A 13,449-nucleotide genomic window follows, 5' to 3' on the forward strand; every position below is an offset into this window, starting at 1 on the left:
GAATTCAAATGTTTTTCAGAAGAAAACCAAGTATTAGTGAGGAATTTAAAATTTCAGTAGTCATTCCGCTCTATAATCATGAGAAATTTATAAAAGAAGCTATACAAAGCGTCCTGAATCAGACTTATAAAAATTTCGAACTAATCATTATTGATGATGGATCACGCGACAATTCCCTAAAAATAGCTCAAAGCTTTGACGATGAACGTTTGAAGGTGATTTCACAAGAGAATAGCGGAGCACATAATACTATTAATCGTGGTCTCGATCTCGCCACAGGAGACTTTCTGACGATTCTAAATTCAGACGACGTATATGAGAAAGATCGACTGAAACAATGTGTTGCTTACCTGCTTCAGAATCCAGAAACACATTTAGTAAGCACTTATATTAATGTCATAAATGAAGCTGGGAAAACTCAAGGCGTAAAAAAGGGTTGGAAAAACATGGAGCCATGGGCAGTTCCTAATAAAGCACAATCCTTTGCTAAAGATGATGATTTTGTGAAAAATTTGCTTATGTCTAATTTCATCTCTACAACAAGTAATATGTTGTTTACCAGGGAGCTTTACAACAAGATTGGCGGAATGAGAAATCTACGTTTCGCCCATGACTGGGATTTCGCACTCAGAGCTGCCGAATATGGGAAATGCGCCCTTATCGAAGAAGCTTTAATGGGTTATCGTATTCATGGGAACAATACAATCAGCACTAATAGAAAACATATGCTTTTTGAAATATGCTGGATTTATGCAGCCAATCTTCACCGTTTTGAATCTACTCATATTTTCAAAGGAAACTCCTCATTAGAATTAGAAGAGCTAGCTGAATCAATTAACCTACAAGGAAATGACAAATTGCTTTGGATTCTCCGCTCATATTTCGTAGCAGCTCTCAAACGAGGAGAGGAAAATCCCGAATTAGAAATTTTAGATAATACGGCACTTCGGGAGTCATTGTTTAAATATATTGTTGAATAGCACTAAATATGCTGCATGAGAAATATAATATGAGCATTGAAAGTAAAAAATACGTTTCTCTGCTCATATTATATTTATATATTTCAGATTAACGGCTCTCCTTTCATTTTTCGGTTGTTCCCCCTTAATCTAACCGAGCAAAAAGATAAAATATCTAACTCCTCCGCATACAAATATCATCCCTTAATTAGTGAGGATCGCAAAAATGTGCTATTGATTGATTTGCTGATAACGATAATTACTTAATTAAACATTAGTTCACAAACATTTCTATGTAAAGAGTGGTATCTCAATATAGATTGTTGTATCTAAATTCAATAAAAAGGAGTGTTTATTCTAATGAAAGGCATAATTCTAGCTGGTGGTAGTGGAACACGTTTATATCCCTTGACTATGGTGACTAGCAAACAATTACTTCCAATTTATGATAAGCCAATGATATATTATCCCTTATCTACTTTAATGTTAGCCGGTATAAAAGATATCTTAATTATTTCTACTCCTGAAGATACGCCAAGGTTCTATAATCTATTAGGGGATGGTTCACAATTTGGAATCTCACTTGAATATATCGTGCAACCAAGTCCCGATGGATTAGCTCAAGCCTTTATTTTGGGAGAAGCATTCATTGGCGATGACTCGGTTGCCATGATACTTGGAGATAATATTTATTATGGAAATGGTATACGTAAAATTCTCAAACGCGCTTCGGATAAAGATAAAGGAGCTACGGTTTTTGGTTATCATGTACAAGACCCAGAACGTTTTGGAGTTGTAGAGTTTAATGCTGATGGTAAAGTGCTTAGTGTTGAGGAGAAACCAAAGAAACCTAAATCAAATTATGCGATAACAGGTCTCTATTTTTATGATAATCGAGTGGTAGGAATCGCTAAAAATATAAAACCCTCCCAAAGAGGAGAGCTTGAAATAACTTCAATTAATGAAGAATATTTAAATCTAGGTGAATTAGATGTCGAACTTCTAGGACGAGGTTTTACATGGTTGGACACAGGTACTCACCAAAGCTTGGTAGACGCCACTAATTTTGTTAGAACGATTGAAGAACATCAGGGTATTAAAATAGCCGCTCCTGAGGAAATTGCATATATTAACGGATGGATTACGAAAGAACACCTCTGGGATTGCGGACAGAAACTAAGTAAAACTGGATATGGTCAATACTTGATGAAGGTAGCCACCGGAAAGATTAAATACTAAAGATTCTAGAAAGTGTGGGCAGTATGAAAATAACAGAAACGGAATTGCAAGGTATACGGATTATTGAGCCATCTGTATTCAGCGATCATCGGGGTTGGTTCATGGAAACTTACAGTGAGGAGATATTTAGAAAACATGGAGTTTCGTTAAATTTTGTGCAGGATAACCATTCTTACTCAGCTAATAAAGGAACACTTCGCGGACTCCATTATCAGTTAAATCCTAAAGCGCAAACAAAACTTGTTCGTTGTACACGTGGATCAATATATGATGTCGCTGTCGATATTCGCAAGGGAAGTCCTTCTTTCGGCCAGTGGTTCGGAATCGAACTTTCTGCCGAAAATAAAAAACAATTGCTTATCCCCCAAGGTTTTGCTCATGGTTTTATGACTTTAGTTGAGGATGCTGAAGTCCAGTATAGAGTAGATGAGTTTTATTCACCAGAGTGTGACGGGGGAATTCTATGGAATGACCCTTCAATAGGGATTGAGTGGCCTATAGATGTAGTACCAGTGTTATCAGCTAAAGACGAAAAGGCCCCTCTTTTAAAGGATACCGATCTTAATTTCAATTATTAGTCTAGTTTTTCTTCTAAAGTGTAGAACTGACTCTAAGTTGAAAATTTGGAATATATCATTAAACACCATTGGCCTGAAACCTTAAATTCCATTTGGATCTTAAGATGTCAGGCCAATATTTATATATATAAAACTAACCTCGTCACACGACTTATGAATTAGTACAAGACTATGTTAATAAACTTATGCTAAAATATTGTCGTACCTACAGGAAAAGGAGATTATAACGTGTCGAAACCAGTATATGGTAAAAACGCTGCTCAGTCGAGAAATGTTGAAAAGATAGCAAGTCCGATATGGGCATTGCTTATTGCTTTCATTTTATTTTTATGTTGGGCCCCATTTCAAGTGGGATTATTTAACGGGCAGCAGTTAGACTTCGAGAAGCCTATATATGTATCAGCACTGGTAAGTGGACTTTTGCTGCTAGTCTGCCTTGGCTTATATTACAAAAAAATCAAACTAGATGAACAGAGAGACTTAGTAGCTTCAGCTTCAATATTACTGCCTCTGACTTATGCTCTATCATTGTTTGTCGCAGTTTCGCATTATATGGCAATGAATATGTTGTTTATTCAGAGCATGTATGTTGCAGTATTCATCATAGCCTTTTATCTCTTGAAGCAAAAGCAAGTAAATGTTGTCATTCAAAATGCTATTTTAGCCATTGCTTATTTTATAGTAGGTTTTGGACTCCTAAATTGGCTTGGAAGCAATAAATTAGCAGGAGTTCTAGTAGGTTGGTTTTCGAACACTGTTCGTAACGGCATCTATTTAGATGCAGTTATGACAGACTCTAACGGACTTCGTCTGACTTCGATCTTTCAATATGCAAATACCTATGCGGCATTCTTGATGGCCTTTTTGTTTGTAGCTATATTCGCTCTTATTCGCTCTAAAAAATGGTATGGAACGTTAACACACAGCTTTATGTTAGTTCCCATCATTGTATCAATCTTATTAACATTATCTCGTGGTGGCCTAGTATTGCTACCTGTAGTATTTATATTGCTGCTGATGTTCTTGAAACCTGCACAGCAAATCCTTTGGATTCTACATCTTGGTGTTGCTGGTATTGCTTCGTTACTCATTACGACTCCAGTGACTAACCTAGGATTAGAATTAAATACGAATTTCACTTCTTCCGGCGCCTTGAAAGGCTGGGGATATCTGCTTGGAGCTTCAATCGCTGTAGCTATAGTATCTTGGGTCATTCAGAGGTTTGTCGCCCCTTGGCTGGAGAAAAAACTCAGTAATTGGTCGTCACGTAAACTAACAGGTCTATGGATCCCACTTGGTTCTGTTGCACTCGTTGGAATTGTAGCTTTCCTACTAATAGGTACAAGCGCAAAAAATATCTTACCTAGCAATATGGCAAATCGTCTTGAGAACATCAATTTCCAGCAACATAGTGTTCTTGAGCGGATTACTTTTTATAAAGATGCAATAAAGGTAGTTAAGGATTATCCGATTCTTGGTGCTGGTGGTGGTGGATGGTCTTCATTATATGAGCACTATCAAAACAACCCTTACACTAGCCGACAGGTGCATAACTTCTTTTTACAATATTTAATAGAAGTTGGGATCCTTGGTTTCATCGTATTTATGGGATTCATTTTGTATATTTTCTATAAATATATCCGTGGGTATGTGAAACGGGATAAAAATGATTTTGAGAATGGCTTCTTTTATCTAATTATTGCGCTATCTATTCTTGTGCATAGTCTACTAGATTTCAATATGAGTTATGCCTTTATGGGAATACTCGTCTTCCTTGGACTGGCAGGCATGGCAGTTGTCATGGATAGCAAACAGCTACGTAAAAGTTGGAATAAAACTGGTTTGCGGATTGGATATTCCGCTGTTCTCACAATAGGTACTGTATTCTTATTATTCCTCTCGATTAGCTATATCAGTTCCAGTAATGCAGCCCTAAAGGGTAAAAATCTAATCGGGGTTAGTACCTCTTACGAAGAAATTAAGAAGCCATTAACTGAGGCTTTAAAAACACGTCCCGGTCATCCAGAATCCGTCTTGTACCTATCCTCGTTAGATCTACAGGTTTTTAAGCAGAATCAGGATGAACAATTTCTAAATGAGGCTTATAGTGTACTGACTCGAGCACTAGAAGATGAGCCATACAATAAAAATATTTTAGCTCAGTTAGTAAGCTATTATGACTTAAAAGGCCAAAGTGACCTTGCATACGGTGTTTACCGTGACAATGCTAATAAGTTCAACTGGGATATTGATTGGTACGAAACTCTCATCAGTCGTTCCTTTGCATTAGGTCAGCAAGCACTTAATCAAAAGAATGAAGCTAAGAAACAGGAATATTTCGATGCAGCACTTGAAGCCTATGAGCACGTTCTTGCTGGTGTAGAGCACCTAAAGACTCTTCCACCAGAGCAATTGCAAGGACGTCCGTTCTCGGTAACTCCAACGATTGCATTAAACATCGCCAAAATTCAGCAGATTTCTGGACAAGCAGAAGCTGCCACTGCAACCTTGAAGCTTGGTTTTAATGAGAATTACGCTGATATAATTAACACTGGAACGCTCTGGGATATGAACTGGTATGATACGCTCATCAGCCGCTCTTACGAGCTGACTGAACAAGCTCGTGCCGGACAAGACGATGCTGGTAAACTTCTTAATCTTAAGATTGGGCTACAGGCATATAACCAAGTGGTCGGTGACCATGAAACCCTTACACCAAGTATTGCTCTGAATGCGGGTAGAATTCAGTTAATGTCTGGGCAGTTACAAAATGCTATCGAGACCTTGAAGCTTGGTCTGAGCGATGATTATACGAATACGACGAATCGTGAAATTGCTCGCTGGTATCTTGCTACATTGAAGAAGTCAAATAATGAAGATCAAACAATTTATGATAAGCTGATCGCAGCTGATCCTGCGGAAGCAGCACAGATCGAAGCCATCGCAAATTCACAATTTTAAAAAAGAAAGAAATCATAAAAGTGCGCCACTGTAACAACAGTGGCGCACTTTTTTCGATAATATAAGTCCTACCTATAATCCAGCCTTAGCAACTTCGCTATCTACAAGCTCTTTCATATAGCGAAGTAAGTCATCTTTAAGCTCTTCATGCTGAAGTGCATAATGAATAGTGGTCTGAATGAAGCCCATCTTCTCACCAACATCATGGCGTTTGCCTTCAAAGTCATAAGCAATAATTCGCTCCACTTCACTTAAGCGGGAGATGGCATCCGTTAGCTGAATTTCTCCACCTACACCCACCTGCTGCTCTCCAAGCATATCAAAAATACGTGGAGTTAAGATGTACCGTCCTAGAATTGCTAGATTAGAAGGAGCATCTTCTCTCTTTGGCTTCTCTACAAGGCGATTGGCCTTATAAATACGCTCAGCCAAAGGCGAAGCGTCTACAACACCATAACGCGATACTTCTTCCCATGGAACGGGTTGAACGCCTACAATTGAAGATTTATATTCATCATAAACATCTATCATCTGTTTGAGGCACGGTTTGTCCGCTTCAACAATATCATCACCTAGCAGAACAGCAAACGGCTCATTTCCAATGAATTTACGGGCACACCAAATCGCATGTCCAAGACCTCTTGGTTCTTTTTGACGGATGTAATGGATATCAGCCATTTCGGAGGATTTACGAACGGATTCAAGAAGTTCCCACTTCTGCTTCTCAGCTAAGTTAAACTCTAGTTCAAAAGAGTTGTCGAAATGGTCTTCAATCGCACGTTTCCCTTTCCCCGTCACGATAATAATATCCTCGATTCCCGAAGCAACTGCTTCTTCGACAATATATTGGATCGTCGGTTTATCTACTATCGGTAGCATTTCTTTAGGCATTGCTTTAGTTGCAGGCAAAAAACGGGTACCAAGACCTGCAGCGGGGATAATGGCTTTACGGATCTTCATCACATTAACTCCTTCTGTCGGTTACTCTTCCATCTTAAATACTCTGTATAGTAAAATGGCATATTTCCTTTAATTATAGCAGTTATAACAGATTAATGTCAGAGTGTTTGTTATATTTGTATATCTATTCCAATCAAATCGGAGAGGGAGGAATTATATAAGTCTTTTACAAGATCCCCCCCCTTTGCTAACTCTCACCTATATATTATCTAGTATATGCAAATCATGATAAGGACGAGATCATATCTATAAAAAAGGGCCAAGCAACTCCAGAGACCCTCTGGTAGTCACCTAGCCCTATTCCTTTAACCTTTATTACTTCGCGTTAACCAATTGTCCACGTGTAACCCCCAGCTGGTTGGTAGCCTTCAAGCTCTTCCATACCTGCGTACCAGAGATCTCACCACGCAGTGCGCGACTATAGAGGCTAATTACCTCAGCCACTTGCTCTGGTGTCTCTTCCAGGAACTCCACACGGTACGAGGATACACCTAGATCACGGAAATTGTTCAAATACTCCGCACCGGACTGCTCAACTGCATTATAGACGGTATTGCGGCAGCCTTCATCCACACGAACTGGGTGAGACATTCCAATACGGTCTTGCAGGGAAGCGCGATGTTCTTCACATGGACGGCCACAGTTCGTAAAGTCTGTGCCTTCACTCATGAAGGTACAGTATACACAGTGCTCTGTGTGGAACATCGGCAAATGCTGATGGATTACGATCTCCATACGAGAAGTATCGCTATGCTCAAGCAGATCGACCATCTGTTGAATGTTCAAATCATAGGACGGTGTTACCATGTCACAGCCTGCCTCAAGGAACAGGTCCACTGCCTTATGATTGGCGATATTCAGTGAGAAATCGCCAATCAAGCGAGGATGCACAGCATCCGGTTGTTCCTGGCGGCGGCGCAGGTAATAATACAGCGCGCCTGTGTTGCGTACTAACACGGCATCAGGCTGCAAGCGCAGGATATTGGCGTGGTAGCCGTTCTCGCCCGGCATATGAATGCGCGGTGTGGCCAGCGCGATGCTGGCCCCTGCAGCCCGTACCGCATCTACCGCTGCCGGGAACTGCTTGATAAACTCGAAGTCGGCGTAGATATTTCTCACGCCGGCCTCGAGCGCAGCCTGCACCTGCGGCAGGCTGCGGCACAGCGCGGTGAGCTCCGCTTCACCAGCGCGCTGCGGAGCGACGCCCCTGCGGGTAGCGTCGCCGTAGACCTCGATCGCCCGTTTCACGTACACGGGCGGTTTCGGGCGCTCGCCCGCAAGCAGCTCCACCGCTTGGCGGCGGATGCTGTTCAGCTCGCGCATAGGGACGATCACGTCGCCTTGCAGATGCGACTCTAGCGCATCAAGCTGGAACACGGTCCCGCCCAGGCGGCCGAATTGTTCTTCCAGCAGCGCGGTATCCATCGGACGCTTTTGCGCGGTTTCCAGCGCGAGCTCCGAGTCCACACGGACGGTAACGTTCTTCTGAACGTCCGTCCACCAGGTGGTCAGCTTCTCGCCGACGCAGCCTTGCACTCGCACATGTACCGGGAATACCCGGTACGGCTTCTCAGTCTCATACGTCTGACGTAGCGCCTTGTCTAGCGCAGGGTCATTCGTCTTCCAAATGCGGTCACCAACATTTAGACGGCGCAGGTCTACATCATTACGACCCGCTACGATGTCGATGATCCAGCCTTCTCCTGCTTCACCTTCGAGCTTCACACCTTTACGACGAAGATCGTAAACACGTCCACCTTCTTCTTTTTTCGTCGGATCCCCTGCATCAAACACGATTCCGTCTCCCCGCTTAAGCGGTGCGTGAATACGGCATACTACGCCGTCACGAAGAATTTGTTCAACTATTCCGAGATATACACCCCGGCTTTTCGGGAAAGTGCCGTCTACGAGCTTTTTATTGTTCGTTCCATCTAGGAAACCATGCGTGAAACCGCGGGAGAAGCTTTGTTGCAGTTCACGAACTTCTTCCTTCGATGGTTTGGACATATCGCCATCAAAATACCGATCAATTGCCTTACGGTACTTACTAACTACATTCGCAACATATTCTGGGGTCTTGAGACGCCCTTCGATTTTAAAAGAAGTTACGCCCGCCTCGATCAGCTCAGGCATAAGATCAATAGCTGCCAAATCCTTAGGGGAGAGCAAATAAGTCACATCACCCATAGGTTTAACTTCACCATCCACCATTAGATCATAAGGCAGACGACAAGCTTGCGCACATTCTCCCCGGTTCGCGGAACGTCCGCCCCACATTTCCGAAGTCAGGCATTGACCCGAATAAGAGACACAAAGAGCTCCATGCACGAATACTTCCATCGGCAGACGGGCTTGCTCCCCAATCGTCTTAATTTGTTTCAGATTGTTCTCACGACCGAGTACCACACGTTCCAAGCTGAAAGGCTTAGTGAACTCGACCGCCTCCGGGGAAGTAATCGTCATCTGTGTCGATCCATGAATCGGGAAGTCTGGTGAGATTTCACGAATCATTTTGACCAAACCTAAATCCTGGACAATCACTGCGTCCACACCAGCATCTACACAAGCGTCAATCAGTTCTTTAGCATCCGTCAATTCATTTTCAAAAACCAGTATATTAAAGGTCAGGAAACCCTTCACACCATAACTATGCAAAAACGCCATAATTTCCGTCAGCTCGTCCATGCGAAAGTTGTTCGCTCTCGCCCGTGCATTAAACTTCTCTACGCCAAAAAAGATAGCATCCGCTCCGTTCGCTACCGCCGCACGCATGCAGTCCCAGTCACCTGCAGGTGCCAATAGCTCCACGTCTTCTCTGCGTATTTGTTGCTCTTTCATTTATATCCTCCCAAACCGCCATGTGGCGGGTCATTTCTAGTTGATTAACTTGATAATTGTATCAAATATCACATCTCAGCGCCATGTGTTTACCAACATTTATATAAAGAAAAGAACGCCCCACGCCATTTTGGCTACAGGGACGTTCTCGTCTAATTGAATTACACTCTACTATTAGTTAGTAAAGAACTCCAAACATCCCTAAACTACTCATTCCCCGTAAACCGAAACGACTGGAGCGTTTTATCCAACAAAGCTTGCTGTTCTGCAGTAGCATTGGCATCATTTAGCGTAACAGTAATCGTGTAGACCACCTCATTTTTGCCAAAAACAACTTGCTTACTGCGGAGAGGAACACCATTTTTGATTTGATGCACAGTAAGGGTCGTAGCAGGAACACCAGCAAAGGTAGACTCCACTATACTTTCAATGTGAGGACCTTTAGGATCATTATTTTTATTCTGATAAGAATCTTTGAGCATATTTACAGCATAATCGACTGAGCTCTCAGGTTTCGAGTTGATCTGGAAACGTCCTCCGATGAACCGATACTCTACCAGTTGTGTCTCGAATACATCTTGATTGGGTGTCCATAAACGTGGAATGTCGATGGCATAGCCGTATCTTTTGGATACTTTGGTTATCGTTTTATTCTTGATTGTCTTATAATCATCACTAGCGATTCGGCCGAAGTTCTCCTTCATGTGATCAAAATCAATATCAATCGAGGATATAATGGCTTTAAACTTGGCCTTATCTTCTTCTTGTCCAGCAGGTGTCACATATTCAAAATAGTAACGGTACCCATCCTTGAGTACGAGTGCCTGATATTCTGTCATCCAACCGTTGCCAAAATTCAGCTGTGTCTCAATTATTTGCGCAGGTACGCCGGAGATTTCAGACTTCATGCTATCCTTAAAAACATAAGCGTCCGATACAAAGTTCTCTTGCGTTTTTGTCTTCAACTCTTCAGCCCAGCTCTCTAGTGTAGAACCAGCAGGCGCCGATGTAATCGCCACACTCAAATGACTTCCTTGTTTGCTTTCATAATAGAAATGCTGGTCATCCTTAGTCCAAGCAGCAGGAACCCGTAGTGAGATGCCATAGTCCTCATTATAGGCTTCACTTAAGCCATTCTTTACGGTAGAGAGATCACGGATTTTGTTATCCTTAGTGTCAAAAGAGGGTCGAAAAGAGCCCAGCAATCCTGCATATTTGGCTAAGTCTTTATAATGAGTGGCTTTTTCATCGGTCAAATACATCTCGTAAAGTCTACCTTCAGCATAGATCAGCCTGCTTTCCCAGAGCGCTCCGCTGGAATCTTTACTGACCAATCGTGCATAGGGTACAGAGGCTTTCGGAAACGACTCCTGATCTAATATCAGCTCACCGCCTAACTCGACTTCCCGGACTAGTTGTTCTAATAACCCGTCTGCATCAACAGCAACTGCCTGATCACTTGCATGAATCTCCAAATAATAAAGATTGTCCGTACTGGAGAAAGTAGCCACACTCTCATCACCACCGCTATTTCCAGCAATCAATCCAGACGGATAATTTAGTGTCCATCGAAAATAGCTGTTCCCAATTTGCGTCTTCCCCACATCGCTATCAATACCAGTATCCACTGGCACATCGCCTTCATTATCTGCAGGAACTAAGGTAATGACGAGTTCTCCACCGTTACCTTGGGAAAGAGTTGCACCCAGGATGCTGGCCACAAAACGCAGCGGCACCATCAACACACCTGAAACCATCCGAGGAGCGGAGGTGAGTTTAACTTTAGTCGCATCCTTCCAGGCATTAATACTACCAATCATCATTAACCCTGTATGAGAGCCGTACGTTACTTTCACTATATCATTTCCTTCTAAGGAAACCTTGCTGCCAAATGTCTTTTTAAAAACCCCGAGCGGTACCATAACCGTTCCGTTCTCCATATAAGGCCGCTCGATAGTCACCTTCTTGCCATTAACCGTAGCTGAAGTACTGCCAACTTTAAGACTCAGCTGTAGCTTCTCTGTTTCTGCTGCCCGTGCGGTTTGTATCGGTAATATAAAAAATAGCAATAATAAAGCCAGCATCGCACACAATCCTTGTGTTAAAACTTTAAAGCCCATTTACCGTCCCCCTCACAAGTTTCCTGATCACTCTTCCGTATGCTCGTCCCCATCTGTTCCAGAACTGTCTTCACTTAACAGGGGATCACCCTGAGTGAGCACGACCTTTCGGACGACAATATCCCCATCACTTTGCATAACCAATCGTACCGTCTTACCCGGAGAATAGCTTTTGAACAATTCATTAATATCAACTAGTGAGACCACACGGTGGCCGTCAATGCTGTACAAGACATCGTCTTCGGCAACACCCGCCTTGCGTGCTTCAGCAGATATCACTTTTGTTACGGTAAGTGGATCAAGCGTTGGCAAGCCCACAATCGAGGACCAACTCGGCTCTAACTCCAGTCCAAGACTCGGGTGTTTTACTTCACCGTACTTAAAAAGCTGGTTCATAATATACTGCACGGTATCCGCCGGTATAGAGAAGCCCATATTCTCCACACCCACCGCTGAGTATTTCAGGCTGTTTATTCCCAGCACTTCGCCCTTCATATTCACTAGCGGGCCTCCGCTATTTCCGGGATTAATCGCTGTATCACTTTGGATCAGGCGATAAGCCGCAGCTACTTCACGGTTAAGGCCACTTATAACCCCTACCGTCGCTGAATTCCTTAGAGAAAAGCTAATCGGTGTTCCGATGGCCACTACCTTCTCACCAACAACGGTTTTACCGGTCGATGGAATAAACTTTGCAGGTTTAAGGGAGGTTGCATTGATTTTAATCAGGGCCAGATCACTAACTTCATCGAGATATGTTTCTTTAATGCTGTAGGTTTTGGAGTCTGACGTCACTACCAAGGCATTCTGCAGATCCTTGATGACATGTGCATTGGTTACGATCCATCCGTTCGACTTCACAATAATGCCAGAGCCATGCGTCAGATTGTACCGATCATCCGGTCCGCTATTCCCGCCACTATCGTCTTTGCCGATAATGCCCACTACGGAGGGGGTGATACTTCTAATAATCCCTGGGACAGGGTCTTCAGCTGCTGTAGAATTTTTGATTTTGTTTTTCTGGGTTGTCGTCGCCGTGCTAACCTTCTTAGTCGTACTACCAAACGCATAAACCGACTCACTCCATACTCCTGACAGCAACACACCACATAACAGCAGGCCCAATCCTTTCTTCACCAGCTTCTCCCCAATCCTCATCAACCTTCACCAGACCCTCTCTCTGCACATGGATAAATTTTACATTATATAATTTGAAAAAAGACACCTTCAATGCGCCCACGGCGTTAAAGGAGTCTTTTGGTGCAAAGCTGTTCAATTTAATTCTTTCGTTAACTTAACCAATGCATCACCATGGCATAGTCAGAGATTATAAAAACCAACAAACTAACCGCTCCGAAAGCAATGGCGAACTTGTTCTTCTGGGGAGCTCTCAGTAACCGAACGACTCCAACCAAAATTAGGATCGTGAATAAAATCATAAAAACATCAAAGGTATGAAATTTAGACGGTCCTTGCGCGGCAACTTCTGCAAGTAGCATTACCTTACCTCCTCAAAAATGTTGTCAAGCAAGATCCAGTATTCCCCATATCCTCTTCTATGTTATCGCTACCATTTGGGCGATGCAATAGGTTTTGTAGAAAAATTATGTATTTGTCGCAAAAAATATATTTTATCCCTGCAAAATCCGCAAAAATGATGATATTGGTCACTGACGTTTAGCTTTCGATCAAAAAAAGTAGGTGAATCTAACCAGAGATAGTATGCGTCGTGAAGGTTCAAAGAGGAAACCAGTTAGTGCTTTGAAGGTACTTTTTAAAGTACTGAGGAATCAA

The 13,449-nt window shown here is 42.6% G+C and carries 9 protein-coding genes; 4 read left to right on the forward strand and 5 right to left on the reverse strand.

Going from position 1 to position 13,449, the window contains the following annotated elements:
- Window positions 1-8: 8 nt before the first annotated feature.
- From MHB64_RS28160 to MHB64_RS28175, 4 genes are all read left to right on the forward strand, one after another.
- Complete coding sequence (locus tag MHB64_RS28160) at window positions 9-980, forward strand: glycosyltransferase (protein ID WP_341135835.1); 972 nt, start codon at window positions 9-11, stop codon at window positions 978-980.
- A gap of 339 nt (window positions 981-1,319) precedes the next feature.
- On the forward strand, window positions 1,320-2,198 hold the full coding sequence (rfbA, locus tag MHB64_RS28165) for a glucose-1-phosphate thymidylyltransferase RfbA (protein ID WP_341135836.1): 879 nt from the start codon (window positions 1,320-1,322) through the stop codon (window positions 2,196-2,198).
- A gap of 23 nt (window positions 2,199-2,221) precedes the next feature.
- Entirely contained in the window at window positions 2,222-2,776 is a 555-nt protein-coding gene (gene rfbC, locus MHB64_RS28170) for a dTDP-4-dehydrorhamnose 3,5-epimerase (protein WP_341135837.1), read from the forward strand.
- A gap of 228 nt (window positions 2,777-3,004) precedes the next feature.
- Complete coding sequence (locus MHB64_RS28175) at window positions 3,005-5,737, forward strand: O-antigen ligase family protein (protein WP_341135838.1); 2,733 nt, start codon at window positions 3,005-3,007, stop codon at window positions 5,735-5,737.
- A 72-nt stretch (window positions 5,738-5,809) separates the two neighbouring features.
- On the opposite strand, the gene galU is transcribed toward MHB64_RS28175, so the two are convergent.
- From galU to MHB64_RS28200, 5 genes are all read right to left on the reverse strand, one after another.
- The gene (galU, locus tag MHB64_RS28180) at window positions 5,810-6,697 is read right to left on the reverse strand and encodes a UTP--glucose-1-phosphate uridylyltransferase GalU (RefSeq protein WP_341135839.1); all 888 of its coding nucleotides are present in this window, start codon (window positions 6,695-6,697) and stop codon (window positions 5,810-5,812) included.
- Window positions 6,698-7,012: 315 nt separating this feature from the next.
- Window positions 7,013-9,535: a U32 family peptidase gene (locus MHB64_RS28185; protein WP_341135840.1), complete on the reverse strand. Its 2,523-nt coding sequence runs from the start codon at window positions 9,533-9,535 to the stop codon at window positions 7,013-7,015.
- A gap of 206 nt (window positions 9,536-9,741) precedes the next feature.
- Window positions 9,742-11,655, reverse strand: a complete 1,914-nt coding sequence (locus MHB64_RS28190) for a stalk domain-containing protein (RefSeq protein ID WP_341135841.1) — start codon at window positions 11,653-11,655, stop codon at window positions 9,742-9,744.
- Between the two features lie 27 nt (window positions 11,656-11,682).
- Complete coding sequence (locus MHB64_RS28195; RefSeq protein ID WP_341135842.1) at window positions 11,683-12,792, reverse strand: S1C family serine protease; 1,110 nt, start codon at window positions 12,790-12,792, stop codon at window positions 11,683-11,685.
- A gap of 152 nt (window positions 12,793-12,944) precedes the next feature.
- Window positions 12,945-13,154, reverse strand: a complete 210-nt coding sequence (locus MHB64_RS28200; RefSeq protein WP_042192275.1) for a hypothetical protein — start codon at window positions 13,152-13,154, stop codon at window positions 12,945-12,947.
- Window positions 13,155-13,449 lie beyond the last annotated feature (295 nt).

Source organism: Paenibacillus sp. FSL K6-2859 (genome assembly GCF_038008265.1).
GTDB classification, from domain to species: Bacteria; Bacillota; Bacilli; order Paenibacillales; family Paenibacillaceae; genus Paenibacillus_AQ; species Paenibacillus_AQ nitricinens.